Origin of the sequence: Nonomuraea sp. NPDC005983, from assembly GCF_040614375.1 — a bacterium.
Taxonomy (GTDB): Bacteria; Actinomycetota; Actinomycetes; order Streptosporangiales; family Streptosporangiaceae; genus Nonomuraea.
This window is the reverse complement of the sequence record NZ_JBEXUP010000084.1, coordinates 16,303-39,076: the sequence shown is the minus strand read 5'-3', so window position 1 is coordinate 39,076 and position 22,774 is coordinate 16,303. Positions and strand designations below refer to the sequence as shown.

General features: G+C 70.9%; 21 protein-coding genes and 1 tRNA gene. 17 read left to right on the top strand and 5 right to left on the bottom strand.

The window, feature by feature from the left end:
* The 15 genes from ABZ297_RS30455 to ABZ297_RS30385 all read left to right on the top strand — a co-directional run.
* Positions 1–1,174, top strand: a 1,174-nt coding sequence (locus tag ABZ297_RS30455) for a WD40 repeat domain-containing protein (protein WP_355352986.1), incomplete at its 5' end; no start/stop codon positions are given.
* 53 nt (positions 1,175–1,227) lie between these two features.
* Positions 1,228–2,505 carry a phosphopyruvate hydratase gene (gene eno / locus ABZ297_RS30450; protein WP_355352983.1) on the top strand — a complete coding sequence of 426 codons (1,278 nt, stop codon included), beginning with the start codon at positions 1,228–1,230 and terminating at the stop codon, positions 2,503–2,505.
* A gap of 70 nt (positions 2,506–2,575) precedes the next feature.
* Positions 2,576–2,995, top strand: coding sequence for a septum formation initiator family protein (locus ABZ297_RS30445; RefSeq protein WP_355352980.1), 420 nt, complete (start codon positions 2,576–2,578; stop codon positions 2,993–2,995).
* Positions 2,982–3,473, top strand: a complete 492-nt coding sequence (locus ABZ297_RS30440) for a DUF501 domain-containing protein (protein WP_355352992.1) — start codon at positions 2,982–2,984, stop codon at positions 3,471–3,473. Before ABZ297_RS30445 ends, ABZ297_RS30440 begins: the two co-directional genes overlap by 14 nt.
* The gene (locus tag ABZ297_RS30435) at positions 3,464–4,420 is read left to right on the top strand and encodes a Ppx/GppA phosphatase family protein (protein WP_355352977.1); all 957 of its coding nucleotides are present in this window, start codon (positions 3,464–3,466) and stop codon (positions 4,418–4,420) included. The genes ABZ297_RS30440 and ABZ297_RS30435 overlap by 10 nt, the downstream gene beginning before the upstream one ends.
* 163 nt (positions 4,421–4,583) lie before the next feature.
* The gene (locus ABZ297_RS30430) at positions 4,584–6,014 is read left to right on the top strand and encodes a hypothetical protein (protein ID WP_355352974.1); all 1,431 of its coding nucleotides are present in this window, start codon (positions 4,584–4,586) and stop codon (positions 6,012–6,014) included.
* A gap of 113 nt (positions 6,015–6,127) precedes the next feature.
* Positions 6,128–6,454, top strand: a complete 327-nt coding sequence (locus tag ABZ297_RS30425) for a PadR family transcriptional regulator (protein WP_355352971.1) — start codon at positions 6,128–6,130, stop codon at positions 6,452–6,454.
* On the top strand, positions 6,451–7,374 hold the full coding sequence (locus tag ABZ297_RS30420; RefSeq protein ID WP_355352968.1) for a hypothetical protein: 924 nt from the start codon (positions 6,451–6,453) through the stop codon (positions 7,372–7,374). The genes ABZ297_RS30425 and ABZ297_RS30420 overlap by 4 nt, the downstream gene beginning before the upstream one ends.
* 18 nt (positions 7,375–7,392) lie before the next feature.
* Entirely contained in the window at positions 7,393–8,187 is a 795-nt protein-coding gene (locus ABZ297_RS30415) for a uracil-DNA glycosylase (RefSeq protein WP_355352965.1), read from the top strand.
* 92 nt (positions 8,188–8,279) lie between these two features.
* Positions 8,280–9,596: an NAD(P)/FAD-dependent oxidoreductase gene (locus ABZ297_RS30410; RefSeq protein ID WP_355352962.1), complete on the top strand. Its 1,317-nt coding sequence runs from the start codon at positions 8,280–8,282 to the stop codon at positions 9,594–9,596.
* Positions 9,597–9,678: 82 nt separating this feature from the next.
* The gene (locus tag ABZ297_RS30405) at positions 9,679–10,191 is read left to right on the top strand and encodes an ACT domain-containing protein (protein WP_355352959.1); all 513 of its coding nucleotides are present in this window, start codon (positions 9,679–9,681) and stop codon (positions 10,189–10,191) included.
* Positions 10,188–10,703: a peptide deformylase gene (locus ABZ297_RS30400; RefSeq protein ID WP_355352956.1), complete on the top strand. Its 516-nt coding sequence runs from the start codon at positions 10,188–10,190 to the stop codon at positions 10,701–10,703. Before ABZ297_RS30405 ends, ABZ297_RS30400 begins: the two co-directional genes overlap by 4 nt.
* A gap of 49 nt (positions 10,704–10,752) precedes the next feature.
* Positions 10,753–10,825 (top strand) — tRNA-Leu (locus tag ABZ297_RS30395).
* 184 nt (positions 10,826–11,009) lie between these two features.
* Entirely contained in the window at positions 11,010–11,798 is a 789-nt protein-coding gene (locus tag ABZ297_RS30390) for a Bax inhibitor-1/YccA family protein (protein WP_355352953.1), read from the top strand.
* Positions 11,799–11,964: 166 nt separating this feature from the next.
* Complete coding sequence (locus ABZ297_RS30385; RefSeq protein WP_350807575.1) at positions 11,965–12,198, top strand: DUF4287 domain-containing protein; 234 nt, start codon at positions 11,965–11,967, stop codon at positions 12,196–12,198.
* A 97-nt stretch (positions 12,199–12,295) separates the two neighbouring features.
* Here the strand turns inward: ABZ297_RS30385 and ABZ297_RS30380 are convergent, their stop codons facing one another.
* From ABZ297_RS30380 to ABZ297_RS30370, 3 genes are all read right to left on the bottom strand, one after another.
* A complete protein-coding gene (locus ABZ297_RS30380; RefSeq protein WP_355352950.1) occupies positions 12,296–13,513 on the bottom strand; it encodes an acetyl-CoA C-acetyltransferase in 1,218 nt (405 codons plus the stop codon).
* A gap of 67 nt (positions 13,514–13,580) precedes the next feature.
* Positions 13,581–14,924 (bottom strand): PQQ-binding-like beta-propeller repeat protein, encoded by a 1,344-nt coding sequence (locus tag ABZ297_RS30375; RefSeq protein ID WP_355352947.1) that lies wholly within the window; start codon positions 14,922–14,924, stop codon positions 13,581–13,583.
* A gap of 58 nt (positions 14,925–14,982) precedes the next feature.
* On the bottom strand, positions 14,983–15,966 hold the full coding sequence (locus tag ABZ297_RS30370; RefSeq protein ID WP_355352944.1) for an SGNH/GDSL hydrolase family protein: 984 nt from the start codon (positions 15,964–15,966) through the stop codon (positions 14,983–14,985).
* A 125-nt stretch (positions 15,967–16,091) separates the two neighbouring features.
* Between ABZ297_RS30370 and ABZ297_RS30365 the strand changes: the two genes are divergently transcribed.
* On the top strand, positions 16,092–17,462 hold the full coding sequence (locus ABZ297_RS30365; protein WP_355352941.1) for a cystathionine beta-synthase: 1,371 nt from the start codon (positions 16,092–16,094) through the stop codon (positions 17,460–17,462).
* Here ABZ297_RS30365 and ABZ297_RS30360 read toward each other — a convergent pair.
* Positions 17,459–18,316: an NAD(P)-binding domain-containing protein gene (locus tag ABZ297_RS30360; RefSeq protein WP_355352938.1), complete on the bottom strand. Its 858-nt coding sequence runs from the start codon at positions 18,314–18,316 to the stop codon at positions 17,459–17,461. The two genes, ABZ297_RS30365 and ABZ297_RS30360, sit on opposite strands and share 4 nt — an antisense overlap.
* Before the next feature lie 66 nt (positions 18,317–18,382).
* Here ABZ297_RS30360 and ABZ297_RS30355 point away from each other — a divergent pair, with 66 nt between their 5' ends.
* On the top strand, positions 18,383–21,550 hold the full coding sequence (locus ABZ297_RS30355) for a BTAD domain-containing putative transcriptional regulator (protein WP_355352935.1): 3,168 nt from the start codon (positions 18,383–18,385) through the stop codon (positions 21,548–21,550).
* On the opposite strand, the gene ABZ297_RS30350 is transcribed toward ABZ297_RS30355, so the two are convergent.
* Positions 21,490–22,632: a histidine kinase gene (locus ABZ297_RS30350; RefSeq protein WP_355352933.1), complete on the bottom strand. Its 1,143-nt coding sequence runs from the start codon at positions 22,630–22,632 to the stop codon at positions 21,490–21,492. The two genes, ABZ297_RS30355 and ABZ297_RS30350, sit on opposite strands and share 61 nt — an antisense overlap.
* Positions 22,633–22,774: the final 142 nt, after the last annotated feature.

Genomic DNA, 22,774 nt, shown 5'->3' with positions numbered 1-22,774 from the left:
CGGCACGGACCCGGCGCTCGCTCGTTCCACGGCGGCGCGCCCAGTCGTCGGCCCGGCTCGGGCACGCACCCCTGTCACGGCAGCGGTCCGCGGCCGTCGCGCGATCGTGGCGGGCGGAGTGAGCGTGCTGCTGGTCGGCGGCGTCACGATCGGCCTGCTGTGGCGTAACGGGCAGGTGGCCGCCGGAGGGTCGCCCGGAGCGGCGCAGCCCGCCTTCGCCGAGCAGTTCGGCCCCGTGTTCGGCGGCGGCGAGCCTGTCACCGCGCTCGCCGTGGGCGAGCTGGACGGCAGGACGGTGGTGGCCGCGGGCGGCCGGAGGGGCGTCGAGCTGTGGGACCCCGTCACCGGCAAGCGCCTGGCCACCACGCCGAAGGCCGCGAAGGACGTCGCCTCGCTGGAGTTCGTCGAATGGCCGGGTGAGGCCGCCGGCACGAGCTCGGCCGCTCCGGCAAGCACGGGCGAGGTCATCCCGGCGGGCACGACCTCGCTCGCCTGGACCAGCGGCGACGGCCAGGTGTGGCACTGGTTCCCGAAGGGCGAACGGCCGCTCGACGCTTTCGCCGCGTGCCGGAGCGAGGCGCGCCTGACGATCGTGCGGCGCGCCGAGGGCCCCGCCGCGGTGGTCGGCTGCGCCGACGGGATGGTGCAGCCGTGGGACCTCCGGACGGGGAAGAAGTCCGGCAGGTTCTTCAAGACCGGCCGCCCGATCACCGGCCTGGCCGCGCCGGAGAGCGGGACGGTCGCCGTCAGCACGTCAGGCGGCGGAGCCCAGCTGTTCCACCCGTGGGGCAGGGTCAAGGACGCCCGCCTGCCCACGCGGGGCGAGGTCCTGCGGGTGGCCGCACGTTCCGGCCAGCCGCTCGCCGTCGCCGTCCGGGGCGCGGGCGCGGACCTGTACGACTACCAGAGCGGCGAGCTCACCTGCAGGATCGCAGCCCCTGGTCTCACCGACGTGGCCGTCGCGGAGGCGAACGGCCGCGGCCTGGTCGTCGGCGCCGGGCACGGCCTGCAGGTGTGGGACGCGGCGACCTGCGAGCCGGAGGAGGCGCTGCTGCCGGACTCCGACGACAGCAAGGTCACCGCGTTGGCCGTGGGCGTCGTGCAGGGCAAGCAGGCCGCGGTCGCGAGCGTCGGCGGCAAGATGCGGGTCTGGAGCCTCGAACTGACCCGGTAGCCGTACCGATAGGCTCTGAAGGCATATTGCCTTTCGATTTAGGAGCGCATCCCGTGGCTACCATCGAGGTCGTTTACGCTCGCGAGATCCTCGACTCCCGGGGTAACCCGACGGTCGAGGTCGAGGTGGTCCTCGACGACGGCAGCAGTGGCCGCGCGGCCGTGCCGAGCGGCGCGTCCACCGGTCAGTTCGAGGCCGTCGAGCTGCGCGACGGCGGCGACAGGTACGGCGGCAAGGGCGTGGAGAAGGCCGTGCTCGCCGTCACCGACGAGATCTTCGACGAGATCCACGGCGTCGAGGCCGAAGACCAGCGCATCGTCGACCAGACCATGATCGATCTTGACGCGACGCCGAACAAGGCCAAGCTGGGCGCCAACGCCATCCTGGGCGTCTCGCTGGCCGTGGCCAAGGCCGCCGCCGACAGCGCCGACCTGCCGCTGTTCCGCTACGTGGGCGGGCCGAACGCGCATGTGCTGCCCGTGCCGATGATGAACATCCTCAACGGTGGCGCGCACGCCGACACCAACGTCGACATCCAGGAGTTCATGATCGCGCCGATCGGAGCCGAGTCGTTCCGCGAGGCCGTGCGCATGGGCACCGAGGTCTACCACGCGCTCAAGAGCGTGCTGAAGGAGAAGGGGTACGCCACCGGCCTGGGCGACGAGGGCGGTTTCGCCCCGAACCTGCCGTCCAACCGCGACGCCCTCGACCTGATCCTGGTCGCCATCGAGCGCGCCGGCTACACCCCCGGCGCGGACATCGCGCTGGCCCTGGACGTGGCCGCGTCCGAGTTCCACAAGGACGGCGTCTACACCATCGACGGCAAGGGCCTGTCGGCGCAGGAGCTCATCGCCTTCTACGCCGAGCTGGTCGAGGCCTACCCGCTCGTCTCCATCGAGGACCCGCTCGACGAGGAGGACTGGCAGGGCTGGAAGGCCATCACCGAGGCCCTCGGCGACAAGGTCCAGCTCGTCGGCGACGACCTGTTCGTCACCAACCCCGAGCGGCTGGAGCGCGGCATCAAGGAGGGCACCGCCAACGCGCTGCTCGTCAAGGTGAACCAGATCGGCACCCTGTCGGAGACTCTCGACGCCGTCGAGCTGGCCCACCGCAGCGGCTACCGGTGCATGATGAGCCACCGTTCCGGCGAGACCGAGGACACCACCATCGCCGACCTGGCCGTCGCGGTGAACTGCGGTCAGATCAAGACCGGCGCCCCGGCCCGCTCCGACCGCGTGGCCAAGTACAACCAGCTGCTGCGTATCGAGGAAATCCTCGACGACTCCGCCCGTTACGCGGGTCGCGGGGCTTTCCCGCGCTTCCAGCGCTAGTTTCGGGTACGGCTTGCGGCGCGCATCCGCCGCAAGCCGTACAGAAGCGGACATTGGGGGGTGTACGGCATTGGCGAAGAGACCGCAGCTGACCGGACGGGCCGCGATTCTCGCGGTCGTGGTGTGCGCGATCGCGATGAGCCTGGCCTACCCTGTGCGCGAGTACATCGCCCAGCGCCGGGCGATCCTGGCACTTCAGGAGGAGCGGGCGGGGGTGGAGGCCGAGCGGCAGGAGCTGCTCAGGCAGGCGCAGCAGATCCGCGACCCGAACTGGATCAAGCGCACGGCCAAGGAGCAGCTGCACTACTGCGGGCCGGGCGAGAAGTGCTTCGTGGTGATGGACTCCGACCCGGGCACCAGCCAGGCGGCCGTGAAGCAGCCGGTCGAGCCTCCGCCCTGGTACCAGACACTGTGGCAGTCCGTTCAGGCCGCCGACACCGGGCACGGCCAGCGAGCGGGCACAGGGGAGAAAGAGACTGTTGGAAAGTAGCGACGCGGAGGCGGTCGAGCGGCAGCTCGGGCGCCCGCCCAGAGCGCTGCGCGGGGTGGCTCACCGCTGCCCGTGCGGCAACCCCGACGTGGTGGAGACCGCGCCACGGCTGCCCGATGGCTCGCCGTTCCCCACCTTGTACTACCTGACCTGCCCGAAGGCGGCCTCCGCGATCGGCACGCTGGAAGGGTCGGGCCTGATGCGGGAGATGCAGGCCAGGCTCGCCACCGACCCCGACCTGGCCGCCGCCTACCAGGCCGCGCACGACGACTACCTCGCCAGGCGCGACAAGGCCGCCCAGGAGGAGGGCATGGCCCCGCTGCCGCCCGACATGCAGAGCACCGGCGGCATGCCGCACCGGGTGAAGTGCCTGCACGCGCTCGTCGCGCACGAGCTGGCCGTGCCCGGCGCCAACCCGATCGGACGGGAGGCGCTCGACGCCCTCCCCGAGTGGTGGAGCGACGGGCCATGCGTGTAGCCGCCATCGACTGCGGCACCAACTCGGTGCGCCTGCTCGTCGCCGACCTCGGCGGCGCGGAGCTGGTCGAGGTCGAGCGCCGGATGGAGATCGTCCGGCTGGGCCAGGGCGTCGACCGCACCGGCCGGCTGGCACCCGACGCGCTGGAGCGGACGTTCGCCGCCATGCGCGGCTACCGCGAGCTCATCGACCGGCACGGCGCGAGCGCCACCAGGGTGGTGGCGACCAGCGCGACCCGCGACGCGGCCAACCGGCACGAGTTCGTCGACGGCGTACGCGAGATCTTCGGGGTCGAGCCGGAGGTGATCAGCGGCGCGGAGGAGGCCGAGCTCTCGTTCGAGGGGGCGACCAAGGGGCTGGCCCGGCTGTCGCCCGAGACCGGCATGCCGGAGGGGCCGCTGCCGCCGTACCTGGTCGTCGACGTCGGCGGCGGCTCGACCGAGTTCGTGGTCGGCTCCGAGCACGTCTACGGCGCGCTCTCGGTCGACATCGGGTGCGTCCGGCTGGCCGAGCGGCACCTGCGCGACGCGGGCGACCCGCCGTCGGCGGCGGCGCTGGAGGCGGTGGTGGCCGACATCGAGGCCGCGCTCGACAGCGTGGCTGAGGCGGTGCCGGTGGGCGACGCGCACACTCTGGTGGGGCTGGCGGGGTCCGTGACGACGATCGCGGGGATCGCGCTCGGGCTGCCCGCCTACGATCCGGAGCGGATTCATCACTCGCGGGTCAGCGCCGAGCAGGTTCACGAGGTGACGCGGAGGCTGCTCGCGATGACCCATGGTGAGCGAGCCGCGATACCCGTCATGCATCCCGGGCGAGTCGACGTGATTGGCGCGGGGGCGCTGATTCTGGACCGTATCGTCAGGCGTTTTGCGTTTTCGCAGGTCGTGGTCAGCGAACACGACATCCTCGACGGCATTGCCCTGTCTATCGATCAGAAAAGTCGCTAAATCTGGACATTTCCGGTGTTTGGCCGTGTTGAGTGTGCAATCAGTTTTATGGTTAGGTAAAGGAGCATTGCGGGGGCTTTGCCATATTGCCGTGCACGGAAGGTGCCGGCGTGGCGACCGTTCCCGAGCGCGTCTTTTCCCTCACGGAATGGAGCACTCTCACATGAAGTCCGTTGTGTTAGCACGTAAGGCGGCGGCGTTCGGCGCCTCCACCGCCGTGCTGGCCGCCATGGTGACGGGGCTGATGGCCGGCTCCGCCCAGGCGGCGACGACGTCCTCGGCGGCCAAGGCCACCCCGGCCACGTCCGCCAAGGCGAAGACCAAGGTCTCGGTCTCCACGCCCAAGGCGTCGAGCGGCGACTACCAGGGGTCCTGCCCCGTCGACGTCAAGATCTCGTCGACGATCAAGGTCAAGCTCTCGGGCAAGACCGAACTCGCCTACCGTTGGCTCCACGGTGACGGGTCCAAGGGCAAGGTCAAGGTCGTCAAGCTCAAGGGCCACGGGACCAAGTCCATCAAGGTCAGCGAGACGCTGTCCTTCAAGGACGACGTCAAGGGCTGGGAGGCCATCCAGGTCCTCGGTCCGCGCAAGGTGACGTCCAAGAAGGGCTACTTCTCGGTCTCCTGCGTCGACATCGGCAACAGCCACAACGACAAGGACGTGTCGATCTCCGCCCGCGCCTGGGCGAACCCCGACTCGTACGTCGGCCCGTGTACTCCTGGCGACAAGATCGACTTCGTTGGTCTGATCAAGACCGACCAGCCGACCTGGGTCAGGTACCGCTGGGTGCTCAACGGTGACGTCGTCGACTACGGCCGGGTCAAGGTGTGGAACACGCGGAAGGTGGCCTTCGGCCTCTCCCCGCGCCACAGCCAGCGCGGCTCGGCTGTCCTGGAGATCCTCGGCCCCGACCGCACCTCGTCCAACCGGGCCTACTACAAGGTCTGGTGCAAGTCCGAAGCTCCGTCCGGCAGGGTTTCGGTCTCCAGCCTGGTGACCGGCACCAACAACGACGGCTGCAAGGTCGGCGCGCACGCCACCCTCAGCTCGACCGGCCCCGCGCGGGTCCGCTGGGTGTGGTCGGTGAACGGCGACTCCGTCCTCAGGGGCGAGAGCGTGCTCCGTGACCGCGGCTCCGAGACCATCAATCTGCCGGACCGCGTGCTCACCGGCGATGCCACCAAGGGCGGCAAGGTCACGCTGACGGTCTTCGGGCCGAACAACAGCGACTCGATCACGCAGTCCTACGCCGCGTGCGAGGCGCCGAAGCCCACGGTGACGGTCTCGTCCGTGGCCGTGGCCGGTCAGCGCAACAACATGTGCGCCGACGGGCGTGGCCCCGGCGTCGACTTCAAGGCGACGATCTCCAGCTCCGCCCCGACCACCGTCAAGTACTACTGGGTGGTCAACGGCAAGCGCGAGATGCCCGACCTGGAGCGTCAGGTCAACGGCAGCGTGGACGTGACCTGGGGGATCGGAGGCACCCAGGGTGCCTCGGAGACCACCGGCTCCGTTCAGCTCGTCGTGTTCAGCCCGGACAATGTGTCCTCGGGTGCGTCCACCTTCTCGGTGACCTGCCCGCCCAAGGCCTGAACAGCCTGAACAGCCTGAATGGGCTGAACAGTTCGCACTGAACCGGGTGGTGCCTTCGGGCGCCACCCGGTTTCTTGTTGCCGGTACTACGCTTTGCACAGTAGTGTGCATGCATGGATAGCAGCCAGCTTCTGAAGGGCGTGCTCGACCTGGCCGTGCTGGCCGTGCTCAACGAGCGCGACGGCTACGGCTACGACGTCGTGCGCAGGCTCAGGGAGGCCGGCCTGCACGACGTGGGCGACGCGTCGGTGTACGGCACACTGCGCCGCCTGTTCAAGGCGGGAGCGCTCAACTCCTATGTGGTGGCCTCCGACGAAGGGCCGCACCGCAAGTACTACGGGCTCAACGACGTCGGCCGGAGCATGTACGCCTCGTCGGCCAAGACCTGGGCCTCGTTCGCAGCCACGATGGATTCCCTGCTCAAGGAGGGGCACGCATGACCACGCCCGACGAGTACGCACAGGCCGTCCGGGATGCTCTCGCGGATCACCCCGAGCGGGAGGAGTTGCTGGAGGACCTCGACGACCACCTGGCCGAGATCGCGGCCGAGTCGGACGTTCCGCTGGAGGAGCGGCTCGGGCCGCCGGAGACGTACGCGGAGGAGCTCGTGGCCGCCTACGGGGGCCGGCCGTCGAGCCGGCAGCGGGGCCGTGTCCGCATCCGGGAGCGGGTGGCGGCCCTGCACGTGCTGATGCTGCGTTCCGCGCCCTACAGCCGTCTGGTGGCCTTCCTGCCTGACCTGCGGCCCGGGTGGTGGGTGCTGCGCGGCTACCTGCTGGCCATGCTCGTGCTCTCGGCGGTCTACAACGGCAGGCTCGTGCCGAAGAACCTGCTGGAGTGGGTCGTGGCAGGGGTGGGCGTCTGGGTCTCGGTCTGGTTCGGCAGCCGGGCGCGTGGGCGGATGCTGCTGCCGTTCGTGGTGGCCGTCAACGCGGTCGCCACGCTGGCACTGATCGGCGGGATGATGGGGATGGCCAAGGATTCGGCGCGGCTCGACACCTACAACTCCTCCGACTCTCCGCAGGTGACCATGGCGGCGGTGTCGTCGCCCGGCGACGAGGTCTACAACATCAAGCCGTACGCCAAGGACGGCACCCCGCTGACCGACGTCTACCTCTACGACCAGGACGGCAAGCCGGTCACCACCAACCCGGAGTTCCACGGGTACAAGGTCGACCGCTCGTGCGGCGAGCCGATTCTCAACCGCTACCCGCTCCCGCTGGTCGCCGACGAGGGCGTGGACGAGTCGACCACCGCGCTCGCCCCGTCGAGCTGCCCGGCGGTCATCCCGACGGAGGCCCCGCCGGTCAAGCCAGTGGAGAGCCCGTCGCCGGTGCCGACGCCGTTGAAGTCCCGGTGATCGGGCAGCATCGGTGTCATGAGCTTCGTACCTCCTGGCACCGGCTGGCCCGGCGACCCCGCGACCGCTGACACCCCGGTCGCCCACGACCCCGTGGACGTGCGCCGTCTCGCCGCCACCAGCGGCACCCTCGCGGAGCTCACGGCCAGGCAGTCCGTCTGCCGTGCCTGCCCGCGTCTGGTGGAGTGGCGGGAGGACGTCGCCGAGGTGAGGCGGCGCGCGTTCATGGACGAGACGTACTGGGGCCGGCCGGTTCCGGGCTGGGGTGACGAGCGGCCGCGCGTCCTGCTCGTGGGCCTCGCCCCGGCGGCGCACGGCGGCAACAGGACCGGCCGGATCTTCACCGGCGACCGCAGCGGCGACTGGCTGTTCGCCTCGCTGTACCGCGTGGGGCTGGCCGCGCAGGAGACGAGCACGCACGCCGGCGACGGCCAGCGGCTCATCGGCGCGCGGGTGCTGGCGTCGGTGAGGTGCGCGCCACCCGCCAACAAGCCCACCACGGAGGAGAGGGCCGCCTGCTTCCCGTGGCTGTCGCGGGAGCTGGCCCTGGTGGCGCCGAGCGTGCGGGTGGTGGTGGCGCTGGGCGGGTACGCCTGGCAGGCCGTCTGGCCCGCGCTCAGGGACGCGGGGTACGTGCTGCCGCGCAGCAGGCCGCCGTTCGGGCACGGCGCGGAGGTCGGCGTCGAGTACGGGGGAGCGCCGGTGACCCTGTTGGGCTGCTACCACCCGAGCCAGCAGAACACGTTCACCGGGAAGGTGACCGCCGAGATGCTCGACGAGCTCTTCTCCAGAGCCAGGGAGTTGGCGGTGTGACGCGTTGCATGGCCCCCGCATTGGCGTTTCCGGACCCATCTGGCGTAGGCTTGTGAATGCTTTCACAAGCTCCACGAGGGGTGGGCCTCAAGATGAACAAGCACATCTTGATCGTCGGCGGTGGTTACGTCGGCCTCTACACGGCGCTCCGGCTCCAGCACAGGCTCCGCGGCGAGCTGCGCGACGGCTCCGTACGCATCACCATCATCGACCCTCAGTCCTACATGACCTACCAGCCGTTCCTCCCAGAGGCGGCGGCGGGCAACCTGTCGCCCCGACACGTGGTCGCGCCGCTGCGGCGGATCCTGCCGAGGGTGCGGATCCTCAACGGCACGGTCACCAAGGTGAACCACTCCGCGCGGACCGTCGCCTTCCAGCCCGCGGAGGGTGAGCCGCGCGAGGTGGCCTACGACGTCATCGTGATGGCCGCGGGGTCGATCTCGCGGACGCTGCCGATCCCCGGCCTCACCGACATCGGCATCGGCTTCAAGACCGTGGGCGAGGCCATCGCGCTGCGCAACCGGGTGCTGCACCTGCTCGACGTGGCCGAGTCGACCGAGGACCCCGAGGTGCGCCGCAGGGCGCTGACGTTCGTGGTGGTCGGCGCCGGCTTCGCAGGCGTCGAGGCGCTCGCCGAGCTGGAGGACATGGCCAAGCACTCCACCCGCTACTACCGCAACATCAGGCCCTCGGACATCCGCTGGGTGCTGGTGGAGGCGACGAACCGGGTGCTGCCCGAGGTCGGCCCCGAGATGGGCAAGTGGACTCTGGAGCAGCTGCGCGAGCGCGGCATCGAGGTGAAGCTGGAGACCCGGCTGGAGTCGTGCGAGGGCGGCCACGTCGTGCTCTCCGACGGCTCGGAGTTCGACGCCGAGACCCTCGTCTGGACCGCCGGGGTCAAGCCCAGCCCGGTCGTCAAGGACGCCGACCTGCCGCTCGACGAGCGCGGCCGGATCAAGACCACGACCATGCTGACCATCGCCGGGGTCAAGGACGCCTTCGCCGCCGGCGACGCCGCCGGGGTGCCCGACGTGACGAACCCGGGTCAGTACTGCGCGCCCAACGCCCAGCACGCCGTCCGCCAGGCCAAGGTGCTGGCCGACAACATCGTCCGGCACCTGCGCGGGGAGAAGCTGGTCGATTACCGCCACAAGTATGTCGGATCGGTGGCCGGACTGGGCCTGCACCAGGGGGTCGCCAACGTCTATGGCGTCAAGCTTCGCGGATTCCCTGCGTGGTTCATGCACCGCACCTACCATCTGTCGCGGGTGCCGACGCTGAACCGCAAGGTCCGTGTCGTCGTCGACTGGACCCTGGCGCTGTTCTTCAAGCGGGAGACCATCTCCCTGGGCGAGATGGAACACCCGCGCAACGACTTCAGGGCCGCCGTGGCGACGATGCGCCGCTAGTCGACGAACGGCACCGCCCCGGCGCGCTCGCGCCGGGGCGGTTCTCGGTCACCCCTGGCACAGAGAGAAAGGGGTCGATCGGGTGGGGCTATCAGCGGTGACCGTGCTCGGCGTGGACAGGCCCGGCGTGATCGCCGCAGTCACCGGCTCGCTCGCTGACTGCGGGGCGAACATCCAGGACTCGACGATGACGCTGCTCGGCGGCCACATCGCGATGATGCTGCTGGTGTCGGGCGAGCTGAGCGCCGACGAGCTGATCGAGAAGGTCTGCGCCCCCGACCTGGTGGTGACCGCCTCCGCCGTGGCGGCCAGCCGCCACTTCGGCTTCCGGCCGAACGGCCTCGGCTACGTGCTGACCGTGCACGGCCCCGACCGGCCCGGCATCATCTCCGCCATCAGCGCCGTGCTCGCCGAGGTCGGCGGGAACATCACGGGCATGAGCACGCGGCTCACCGGCCGGCTCTACGTCCTGATCGCCGACGTGGAGCTGCCCGAGGACGTGGACGTGTCCGCGCTCATGCGCAGCCTGGCCGCGGTCGGCTCCGGGCTGGAGTCGGACATCACCTTCCGCCCCGTCGAGCCGGATCTGCTGTGAAGGGGACCGCCAGGGAGGTCCTGGGCGCTCCGCACCCCGTGCTGTCGGCTCAGGCCGAATCGGTGGACCCCACCGACCCCAAGGTGGTGGCCGCCGCCGCCGACCTGCTCGCCACCCTGCGCGGCGAGCCGGGCGCCACCGGCCTGGCCGCGCCCCAGATCGGCCTGAGCTGGCGGCTGATCGCCTTCGACGCCGGCGGCCACCCCCAGACCCGCTCGTGGGCCGGCGAGCTCGTCGTGGTCAATCCTCGCCTCACGCAGGCCGCACGCTGGCACGACGGACGCGAGGGGTGCGCGTCGGTCGCCGGGCTCACCGCCGAGGTGCCACGAGCGACCAGAATCACGCTCCTCGGACGATTGCCAGGAACCGGAGAAGCCATCACCATCGAGGCCGATGCGTACGAAGCCCGGTGCATTCAGCACCAACTGGACCATCTTGACGGGGTGTTGTTCCTGGACAGAGCGCCAGGAGCCCTATCACTTCACCGCAGACTTCACAGTTGTGACTCCTGATGCGAAGTTGTGCTCCTCGGAAGCATGGTCCGTTTCGTATGATTGCGGCGCCCCCGTAGCCCAATGGCAGAGGCAAACCCCTTAAAAGGGTTGCGATGCGGGTTCGAATCCCGCCGGGGGCACGACCGCAACCTATTTATGGCCCTTCTTTGTGACGTACGGCCCGCCATCCAATACGGGGAGTGAGAACGGCCCCGTTGACCTTGGGAACTCCCGGCCCGGCCCGTTCGTTGTCGAATCCCAGATCTGGCGTGAGTTGACCTAGGTGGCGGCCGGTCCAACAGGCTCGCCGCACAGGAGGCATCGATGGAGAGCAAGAACCCCGTATTCAGCCGGTCACGGCCCAACATGGGCTGGGCGCCCCCGGCACCCACGCCCGACCAGCTGCAACACATGTACGACTCCCCGTCGTACGCACCCCCGGTCCGCCCCGCGTACCGGGCGATGACCATCGATGACGTCGTCGTCCGTGGCTTCATCACCCTCGGCACGCTGGTGCTGACCGCCGCCGTCTCCTGGTATCTGAAGGTGCCCGGCACCTTCGCCGTCGGGGCGGCCCTGGTCGCGCTGGTGCTCGGCCTGGTCGCCTCGTTCAAGCAGAGCACCAACCCGGCGCTCATCCTCGCGTACGCGGCCTTCGAGGGCGTCTTCCTCGGTGTGGTCAGCCGCACCTTCGACTACGTCTTCAACGGAGTCGTGCTCCAGGCGGTGCTCGGCACCGCGCTGGCCTTCGGCGCGGTCCTCGCCGTCTACGCGCTGCGGGTCGTCAGGGTCACGCCGAAGCTGGTCAGGTACGTGGTCGCCGCCGGTTTCGCGGCCCTCGGCCTGGTGCTGGTCAACCTGATCGTCGGCATCTTCGTCGACGGCGGCCTCGGCCTGCGCACCGACTCGCCGATCGGCTGGATCTTCAGCGTCGCGATGATCCTCATCGGCTGCTTCTTCCTGCTGCTCGACTTCGACGCGATCGAGCAGGGCGTTCGCCAGGGCGCCCCCGAGAAGTTCGCCTGGCAGTGCGCGTTCGGGCTCACCCTGAGCCTGGTATGGATCTACCTTGAGGTGCTGCGCTTCGTCAGCTACTTCACCAGTAGCGACTGACCTCCTCGCACGCAAGATCGAGAGCCTCGCCGGATCCGGCGAGGCTCTCTGTCTTTGGGCAACCGAAAATCTACGTCCGGTAACGAATTGGCCCCAGCTTGGGGCTTGCCATTCGCGAAGCCGTGTTGCAGTGTCGAGCAAAGGACCTTAATCCGTGGAGGTGCCCATGTCCTTGAACCACTCACCGGAGACGCAGACGAAGCTGATCGCAAGGGTCCCGACGATAACGGGGCGCGAACTCCCAGAGTGGTTCCTAGCCATCGACAACGGCCCGTCCTTCCTGCGTTGCGACGAGCGCGCCAACTGGCTCGCCGACGAGCACGGGCTGTCGCACGGCTACGCCGCCGCGATCGTGCACGAGCACGAGCGGCACCGCCGTAACCGCATGGGCTTCATCTAGGCCCATCCATCCCCGCGCCCGTGCCTCCGGTACGGGCGCGGCGTCATGCTTCCACGGACCCAGGGCCGGGCCCCGCAGGCGCGGGGCCCGGCCTCTGTCAGCTCAGGCGCTCAAGGATCATGGCCATGCCCTGGCCGCCGCCCACGCACATCGTCTCCAGCCCGATGCTCTTGTCGTGGTGCTGCAGGCTGTTGATCAGCGTTGACGTGATGCGGGCCCCCGTCATGCCGAACGGGTGGCCGACCGCGATCGCGCCGCCGTTGACGTTCAGCCGGTCGAGGTCGATGCCGAGGTCGCGGTAGGAGGGGATGACCTGGGCGGCGAACGCCTCGTTGATCTCCACCAGGTCGACGTCCTCGATCGCCATCCCGGCCCGTGCCAGCGCCTGCCTGGACGCCTCCACCGGCCCGAGCCCCATGATCTCGGGCGACAGCCCGGTGACGCCCGTCGAGACGATGCGAGCGAGCGGGGTGATGCCCAGTTCGGCGGCGCGGACGTCGCTCATCACGACCACCGCCGCCGCGCCGTCGTTCAGCGGGCAGCAGTTGCCGGCCGTGACCGTGCCGTCGGGGCGGAAGACCGGGTTGAGCGCCGCGACGGCCTCGTACGTGGTGCCCGCGCGGGGGCCGTCGTCCTTGCTGACCACGGTGCCGTCGGGCAGCGTGGCGGGGGTGATGTCCTTCTGCCAGAAGCCGTCGGCGAGCGCCTTCTCGGCCAGGTTCTGTGAGCGCACGCCGAACTCGTCCTGCTCCTGGCGGGTGACGCCCTTGAACTGGGCGACGTTCTCGGCGGTCTGGCCCATCGCGATGTAGATGTCGGGGACGGCGCCATCAGCGCGCGGGTCGTGCCAGGTGTGGCCGCCTTCGGCGAAGGCCGCGGTGCGGGCCGTGGCCTCGGAGAAGATCGGGTTCTGGGTGTCGGGCAGGGAGTCGGAGCTGCCCTTGACGAATCGCGAGACCGTCTCGACCCCGGCCGAGACGAACACGTCGCCCTCGCCCGCCTTGATCGCGTGGAACGCCATCCGGGTGGTCTGCAGGGATGACGAGCAGTAGCGGGTGATGGTGGCGCCGGGCACGTTGTCGAGGCCCAGCATCACCGAGACCACGCGGGCCATGTTGAAGCCCTGCTCGCCGCCGGGCAGGCCGCACCCGAGCATGATGTCGTCGATCGTGGCGGGGTCGAGCTGCGGCACCTTGGCCAGCGCGGCCTGGATCATCTGCACGGTCAGGTCGTCCGGGCGGATGTCCTTGAGCGACCCCTTGAAGGCACGTCCGATGGGCGAACGCGCGGTCGCGACGATGACTGCCTCGGGCATGGCGGCCCCTCCTTTGTCAGCACTCACCAGAACTATATTTCAGTGCTGTCAGGAGGCCGGCGAGCGGTCAGCCGTACATCCCCGGAGCGGTGGCGGTGCCGTCGTCGGTGGCGTGCACCGCGCCCTTCTCGTCGCGCCACACCCGCCAGCCGTTCTGGCTGCCCGTGAACCACGACGGCGGGGCCGAGGAGGTGGGCACCCGCTTGCCGGTGGCGAGGTCGTACTCGCAGAGCGCGGCCACCGAGTAGAAGCCGGCGGCCTGCCCGCGCAGGGGAAGCGGCTTCGGGTCGGTGACGCAGAACGACCAGCCCCGCTGCTCGTCGACCGGGACGGACTGGCCGGTGGTCAGGTCGAAGGCGGTGCCCTTGGTGTCGTGCTTGAGGAAGCCCAGCTTGTCCATGCGCTCGGGGAAGGCCAGCCACCAGCCGGAGCCGGGAACCTGCGTCGAGGTGATCTGGCCGATCACCCGGCCGCTCGCGGAGTCGAGCCTGGCGAAGCCGCCGTAGGCCCCCTGCTGGTCGACCGGGCGGACGACGGGCGCGAGGCCGGGGTTGCCGCTGGGGTAGACGCGCACCACGGAGGGGCGCAGCCAGTTGATCGTGCCGTCGGCGATCTTGAGGGAGAACAGGCCGAAGGTGGAGACCTTCTTCGTCTGCGGGTTGGTGTAGGGCGCCACGTAACCGATGAGGTCGCCGCCGGTGGCGCCGAAGGCCCAGCCGCCCGACATGTCGATGCCGGGGCCGAGGGCCTGCTCGATGGGCTGCTGCCACTGCAGCTTGCCGGACCTGAGGTCGTACGACTCGATCATCGGGTGGGACGCCAGGCGTAGCAGCAGGACCCGTTCGGCGTCGGACCACTCGACCTCGGCGATGCCGGGCAGCTTCCAGAGCAGCTTGCCGGTCTTCGGGTCGAGCACCACCATGCGGGCCTTGGCCAGCGCGGTGTGCTCCGGCAGGCAGATGTACGGGCCGCAGCGTTGCGGGCCGAACGTCGAGTGGATCGGCCTGGTCCACCTCTGCCGGCCGGTGCGCGCGTCGCGGGCGATCAGGGTGGCGTTCCACTGGCCCTTCTTGGACGGATCGAGCGCGACCACGACGGCCTCGCCCTTGCCGGTCTCGACGACGGCGGGGGCGGAGACGCCCATGCCGGACAGCCTGCCCGCCATCGTGGCGGGGTGGGCCCAGAGCTTGCGGCCGTCGCCGAGGTCGAGGGCGACGGTTTCGAGGGTGCCGTCGGCCTTCATGGAGGTGGTGGTGACGACGCCGCCTGCCACGACCATGCGGCTGACCGCGTTGATCTCGGTGTTCTGCCAGGTCGGGAAGTCGGCTGTGGCCGCGTCGCTGCCGGAGCACCCGGTCAGGGCGAGGGTGCCTGCGAGTGCGAGGGCCGGTTTCGCGAGAGGGCGGAGCACGGGCAATCCACTCCAAAGAGACGAGGAGTGACGGCTCTGGCTCGGAGGGTCACCGGGGTCAGGCGTCGTTGAGCATCTCCCCGTTCCGCCGGCGGAACAACGTCACCCACTTGCCATGGGGGCCGGTCGCCCGCCCGGCGACCCGGGTCGCGGAGACCTCGGTGCCGGACTCCTCCGCGGCCGTAGCCGCCGCAAGGTAGATCGGTTGCAGTCCTTCGCCACGCGCAGGGTGCGGTTCGGGCCGCAACCCCAACGCAGCGCATACAGAAGGTAGCACCGCGTAAGCGGCCTGTGCGTAACCTCGGTCAGATGGGTGGAAACGATCCGGTCCGAACATTTCGCCCGGGTTTGTTGCGAATGCGGGGCCCAGAATGTCGGCGAACGCGACCGTACGGCCGCCCGCGTCCACCACTGCGACGGTCTGGGCGGCGGCGAGCTGGCGGCTCCAGCGCCTGGTCACCCAGCGCAGCGGCTGCCCGATCGGGCGGATCGTCCCGAGATCGGGGCACGTGCCGACGACGACCTCCGCCCCCGACTCGCTCAGCCGGCGCACCGCCTTGGTCAGGTGCCGGACGGCGACGGCGGGCGGGGTCTGGGTGATGACGTCGTTGGCGCCCACGAAGATGATGGCGACGTCGGGCTCCAGCTTCAGCGCCTTGTCGACCTGCTCCACCAGCTCCGCGGACGCGGCCCCCGACTTGCCGAGCACGCTGAGCATCACCGGGCGCTCGGCGACCGAGGCCAGCCCGTTCGCGATCAGCACGGCGGGGGTCTTGGCGGGATCCTTCATGCCGAGCCCAACAGAGGTGGAATCGCCCAGCATGACGAGTTTGAGGGGGATTCCGGGGTAATCGCCGTAGATGCCGTCGGAGGGCGGGCCGTCCAGGCCGTGCGGACGTCCGATCGCCTTCCTCGCGAGCAGGCCCTCCGCGAGCAGTAAGCCGTACGCCGTGGCTCCGAGAGCCGTCAGGCCGCCTCCTCCGAGCGCCGCAGCCGTCGCGATCCTCCGCGCGGCGCGCGCCACCCCCGGTGCCCAGACCATCTACGTCCCTCCTCAACCTGACTCGGCGGTAGCGTTTGCTTGAAAACTAGCTGAGGTCCTGCCACCCCAACGGGATCTCGGCCACTGGCAAGCTGACCAAGCTTCGGCAAAGAAGGAACACCTCGGTGCGTGTTTACGATTCCCTGGTCGAGCTCATGGGCAACACCCCGCTCGTCCGGTTGCACAAGGTCTCCGCGGGCCTGCCCGCCCAGGTGCTCGCCAAGGTCGAGTACTTCAACCCGGGCGGCTCCGTGAAGGACCGTATCGCCGTCCGCATGATCGAAGCGGCCGAGGCGTCGGGGGCGCTGCGGCCGGGCGGCGTCATCGTCGAGCCGACGTCCGGCAACACCGGCGTGGGTCTGGCCATCGTGGCGCAGCAGAGGGGGTACCGCTGCGTGTTCGTGGTGCCCGACAAGGTGGCGCAGGACAAGATCTCGGTGCTGCGCGCGTACGGGGCCGACGTGGTGGTCTGCCCGACCGCCGTCGCGCCCGACCACCCCGAGTCGTACTACTCGGTGTCCGACAGGCTGGCCAGGGAGATCCCGAACGCCTGGAAGCCCGACCAGTACTCCAACGTCAACAACCCCGACTCGCACTACCACTCGACCGGCCCCGAGCTGTGGGAGCAGACCGAGGGCCGGATCACCCACTTCGTGGCCGGCATCGGCACCGGCGGCACGATCAGCGGCACCGGGCGCTACCTCAAGGAGGTCTCCGGCGGCCGGGTGAAGATCATCGGCGCCGACCCCGAGGGGTCGGTCTACTCGGGCGGGTCCGGCAGGCCGTACCTGGTCGAAGGCGTCGGCGAGGACATCTGGCCCGCCACGTACGACACCACGATCTGCGACGAGATCATCGCGGTGTCCGACAAGGACTCCTTCAACATGACCAGGAGGCTGGCCCGCGAGGAAGGGCTGCTCGTGGGCGGCTCGTGCGGGATGGCCGTGGTCGCCGCGCTCCAGGTCGCGGCCGAGGCCGGGCCCGACGACGTGGTGGTCGTGCTGCTGCCCGACGGCGGCCGCGGCTACCTGTCGAAGATCTTCAACGACGACTGGATGGCCGACTACGGCTTCCTGACCACCACGTCAGAAGAGGGGCTGGTGGGCGACGTGCTGGCCCGCAAGGGCGAGGGGCTGCCCGAGTTCGTGCACGCCCACCCGCACGAGTCGGTCGGCACCGCCATCGCGATCATGCGCGAGTACTCGGTCTCGCAGCTCCCGGTCATGAAGGAGGAGCCGCCGGTCATGGCGGCCGAGGTGGTCGGCTCGATCGTGGAGCGCGACCTGCTGGAGGCGCTGTACCACGGCAAGCTCTCCTCCGACGACCCGATCTCCGACCACATGTCGTCGCCGCTGCCCACGATCGGCAGCGGCGAGCCGGTGTCGCGCGCGGTCCAGGCGCTGGAGAAGGCCGACGCCGCGGTGGTGCTGGAAGACGGCAAGCCCGCCGGGCTCATCACCCGACAGGACCTGCTGGCCTTCCTAGCGAACCACTAGGGCTTCCTGATCGACTCGATCACGGTGCCGAGGCCCTCGTGGCCGCGTCCCTCGGCGTCGGCGCGCTCGAACAGCCTGCGCAGCGCGTCCGGCACCGTGGTCTCCAGTCCGGCGTCCGCCAGCGCGTGGACGGCGTGGCCCATGCCGACCGCCTGCATGTGCAGGGAGTTCAGCTCACCCGGGTAGACGCCCGCCTCGAAGCACTCCGCGAGGATCTTGGCGAAGCCCATCGGGCCGTCACCGCCCAGCCCGGTGAAGGTCTCCTGGGCGAAGGGCAGGAAGTCCTTCGGCGGCACCCCCGACGCGCGCAGCAGCGCCATGGCGTGCATGTAGCTGGTCAGGCTGGACCAGAAGATGAGCAGCTGCGACTGGTAGTACGTCATCGCCAGGCCCTGGTCGGGGCCGACGTAGCTGATGTCGCCCAGCGCCTTCAGCGTGTCCGCGTGCCGGTCGAGGACGTCCTTGGGGCCGCTGTAGAAGGCGTACGCGCCCGGCTGGCCGATGCCGGGCGGCGGCACCATGATCCCGGCCGTCACCAGCGTGCCACCCCGCTCCGCCACCCACCCGGCGGCCGCGCGCAGCTCCTCGGGGGTGTCGGAGCTGAGGTTGACCAGCACCTTCCCGTCCAGCCTGGCGTCGCCGAGGCTGTCGTACATCGCCTGGTAGCTGATCTGGCTGACGACCAGCAGGTCGCCCGTCGCGGGCGAGGCGGCCAGCCTGGCGCCCTTGGCGACCAGCGGCTCCGCCTTGCTCGCCGTGCGGTTCCACACCGTCACCTCGTGGCCCGCCGCGAGGAACGTCTCGGCCATCTTCGTCCCCATCGGGCCGAGGCCGATCACTGTCACTTGAGTCATGGCCGCCAGCCTGGCGCGGGACGCTACGGAAATCCTTCGGGCCGGCTACGGGTTGTCCTAGGCGTGGTGGGAGTCGGGGTGGGAGTCGGGGTGCGTTTCGGGGTGCTCGGTCCGCTGGCGGTGTGGACGGACGACGGCAGGCAGGTCGAGGTGGCCGAGCCGAAGGTCCGCGCGCTCCTGGCCGACCTGCTGGCCAGCGGCGGCGGCCCCGTCTCCGTGGACCGGCTGATCGACGACCTGTGGCGCGACCGGCCCTCGCGCAACCCCGTCGGCACCCTCCAGGCCCGCATCTCCCAGCTCCGGCGCGCCCTCGGAGACCCCGCGCTGATCGTCCACGGCCCCTCCGGCTACCGCCTCAAGGTCGCCGACTCCGACGCCGACCGCTTCCGTCAGCTCGTCAACCGCAGGTCCGCCGATCTGCGCGAGCGCGCGGCCCAGCTCGACGAGGCGCTCGCGCTGTGGCGGGGCCCCGCGTACGCCGACTTCGCCGACCAGGACTGGGCCCGTCCCGAGATCGCGCACCTGGAGGAGAGCCGCCTGTCGGCCCTCGAAGAGCAGGCCGAGGTCCTTCTCGCGCTCGGCGCCGACGTCGACGTGTCCTCCCTGGCCGTCCGCCACCCCCTGCGCGAACGGCTGCACGGCCTGCACATGCGGGCCCTCTACCGGGCCGGACGGCAGAGCGACGCCCTGGCCGCCTTCGCCGAGCTGCGCGAGCGGCTGGCGTCCGAGCTGGGCCTGGACCCGTCGCCCGAGCTGGCTCGGCTGCACGAGGCGATCCTCCGGCAGGACCCGGCGCTGGCCGCCCAGCCGTCCCGCACCAACCTGCCGGCCTCGCTCGCGCCGCTGATCGGCAGGGACGCCGACGTCACGGACCTCCGCGACCTGCTGACCGCCACGCGCCTGGTGACCCTCACGGGGCCGGGGGGCGTCGGCAAGACCAGCCTCGCCCTGGAAACGGCCCGCACCCTCGCGACCCCCGCCCCCACTCCCGCGACGGGGCCCGCCGGCCCGCCCTCCGCCACCGACAGGCCCTCGGGTGAGCGGGGTGCGTCTTCCAGGGTGGCGCCGGTCGGGGTTGGCGCAGTGGAGCGTGGGGGCGGGTTCGCTGATGGGGTGTGGTTGGTCGAGCTGGCCGGGGCGGGCGATGTGGCGGAGGCGGTGGCCGCCGTGCTCGGTATCCGGGACGACGCCTCCGTCCCGCTGACCGAGCGGCTGGCCGGGGCGCTGGCGGGCAAGCGGATGCTGCTCGTCGTCGACAACTGCGAGCACCTGGTCGAGCAGGCGGCGGAGGTGGTGTCGCGGCTGCTGAGGGCCGCTCCCGGGCTGCGGGTGCTGGCCACCGGGCAGGAGCCGCTCGGGGTGACGGGCGAGCACGTGCGGGTGGTGCCGCCGCTGCCGGAGCCGGCGGCCGTGCGGCTGTTCGCCGCACGGGCCGGGGTCGAGCCAGGAGAGGCCGTCTCGACGATCTGCAGGCGGCTGGACGGCATCCCGCTGGCGCTGGAGCTGGCCGCCACCCGGGCGCGGGCGCTGGGCGTCCAGGAGCTGGCCGACCGGCTGGACGACCGGTTCCGGCTGCTGAACTCCGGGATGCGGGACGCGCCCGCCAGGCACCGCACGCTCCGCGCGATGATCGACTGGAGCTGGGAGCTCCTGGGCGACCACGAGCGGATCGTCCTGCGGAGGCTGGCCGCGCACGCCGACGGCTGCACGCTGGAGGCGGCCGAGGAGGTCTGCGCCGAACCCGGTGTGGACGTCCTCGGCGCCCTGGCCCGGCTGGTCGAGCGGTCCCTGGTGACGCCGGGGCCGCGGTACCGGCTGCTGGAGTCCGTGGCGGCGTACTGCGTGGAGCGGTTGCGCGAGGCGGGCGAGCACGACCTGATCATGCGGCGGCACGCGTCCTACTACACGGCGCTGGCGGAACGGGCCGAACTGCGCGGCCCCCGCCAGCGGGACTGGCTGCGCCGCCTGGACCCGGAAGTTGGCGCCCTCCGGGTCCAGCGGGACTGGCTGCGGCCGCTGCGCCTGGCCAACGCGCTCGCCTGGTACTGGTTCCTGCGTGGCAGGCTGGGCGAGGCCCGCCGGTCCCTGGCCGCCGCCCTGGAAGCCCAGGCGGGTACGGGCATGCCGGGCGCGGGTGGCAGCGAGGCGGCCAGGGCGTCGGTGTGGCTGGCGGGGACGGTGCTGAGCATCGGGGAGGTCGCGCCGCCCGTCCGCGTGAGCGGGCTGGACCGTTCTGGGCGGGCGCTGGCCGACTGGTTCCTGAGCCATGTGCACTGGGCGTACGGCGACCTTCAGCGGCATGAGGCGGCCGTCGGCAGGGCGCTGGAGGCGTACGGGGAGCTGGGGGACCGGTGGGGCGTCGCGGCGGCGCTCGGGCTGCGGGCCAAGCTCGCCCTCGTCCGCGGCGATCTGGACGCGATGCGGCGCGACGGCGAGCGAAGCCTGGCACTCTTCCGCGAGCTGGGCGACGGGTGGGGCCAGATCGAGGCGATGGACTCACTCGACAGGCTGGCCGAGATCCGCGGCGACTACGCGGAGGCGAAGCGGCTGCGGGAGGAGGCGTTGTACCTGGCGGAGGAGCTCGGCCTGGACGTCGCGTTCAAGCTGTCGGCGCTGGGACGCATCGCGCTGCTGGCGGGCGAGTACGAGCGGGCCGACGACTACCACGAGCGGGCCAGGCGGCGGGCGGTCGAGCAGTCGTACAAGGCTGCGGAGGAGCACGCCGTCCTCGGCCTGGCGCTGAGCGCCAGGCGGCAGGGCAGGTACGAGCGGGCGGAGGAGTACCTGCTGCCGTGGCTCGACTGGCTGCGGCAGGTCGGCGGGACCCCCGGCATCGCGTTCGTGCTGGCCGAGCTGGGCTTCGCCGCCGAGCAGCGCGGCGACGCCGAGACCGCGCTGTCCAGGCAGCGCGCCGGCCACGAGGCCGCGCGGGCCTACGGCGACCCGAGGGCGGTCGCCCTGTCCCTGGAGGGCCTGTCGGGCGCGCTGAGGCTGTCAGGGGACCCGGCCCAGGCCGCCACCCTCCTCGGCAGGGCGGAGGCGCTGCGAGAGGCCACAGGGGCGCCGCTACCCCCCTCCGAGCGCCTGGACGTCGACCGGATCGCGGCCGCCCTCCGCGACACGCTCGGCGAGCCCGCGTTCGAGCGGTGCTTCGCCGCCGGCCGCGAGGAGGGTCAGGGAAGGGGGAACTCCGCGGCCACTTCCCAGGCGCCCCCCGTGGACGGGCCCGCGTAGAGGCGGCCGCCCAGGGCTTCGACGCGTTCGGCCATGCCCACCAGGCCGAAGCCGCCGCCGAGGCGGGAGACCCGCGGGTCGGAGGCGGAGCCGAAGTTGCGGACGCGGAGCCGGGCCAGCCTGCCGTCGCGCCGCAGGTCGGCCTCGATCCAGGCGGCGCCGGGCGCGTGCTTGCGGACGTTGGTGAGGGCCTCCTGCAGCACCCGGTGGACGGTGGTCATGACCTCCGGTGGCAGGGTGCGGTCGTCGAGCCCCGGCCCGATCTCGAACGCGACCTTCTGCCCGTTGACCGAGAACCGGTCCGCCAGGATGCGCAGGTCCGCCAGGCAGACGCCGGGGGTCCTGGTGGCTCCGTCCTGGGCCCGCAGGACGCCGACCAGCCGCCGCATCGAGGTGAGCGCGTCGGTGCCCGAGGTGGCGATCGCGTCCAGGGCGGGCAGGACGGCCTCCGGTTTGGTCTCGGCGACGGTGCGGGCGGCCTGGGCCTGGACGACGATGCCGGTGATGTGGTGGGCCACCAGGTCGTGCAGCTCTCTGGCCAGTTCGAGGCGTTCGGCCCGCCGCACGGAGTGGACGGCCTCCGCCCGCCGCTCCTGCTGGAAGCGGAGGTAGCCGCCGACGCCCGCGGTCATCGACCAGGCGAAGAGCAGCAGGAACGAGAAGGCGAGGGCCGAGTTGTGGTAGTCGCGCCCGATGGCCTCCGTCATGAGAACGACCAGCGCGACGACGGCGAGCGTCGCGGCCCGCCTGACCGGCTCGACGTGTCGCAGCACGCCGATGGTCAGGACGAGCAGCGAGCCGGTCTCGGCCGCGCCGGGCGCGCCGGCGAAGCCGGTGCCGCTGATGAGGACGGAGACGCCGAACGACAGTGCCAGCATGACGCCGAAGCCCTCGATACGGTGCTGCCGCCGCAGGACGACGGCCGTGACCCCGGCGACCCCGCTGATGGGGACGAGCCACTGGAGGCCGCCGTTGCTGACGGCGACGGCCACGTCCGTCAGCAGCATCAGGCTCAGCCAGCCGAGCATGGCGATCTCGCTGAGCCGCCTGATCCAGTAGATGATGCGCTTGGACTCCCCCACCTGATGGAGCCTAAGCCGGAAGTCGGACAGCCAGTATCAACCGTTCGGCCGAGTGCCGGCCGTGCAGGACCGGTCGTTCAGCGGAGGCGGCGGCAGCGGGGCCTGGCCGATGCTTGAGTCATCGGAAGGGGGCGGAAACGTC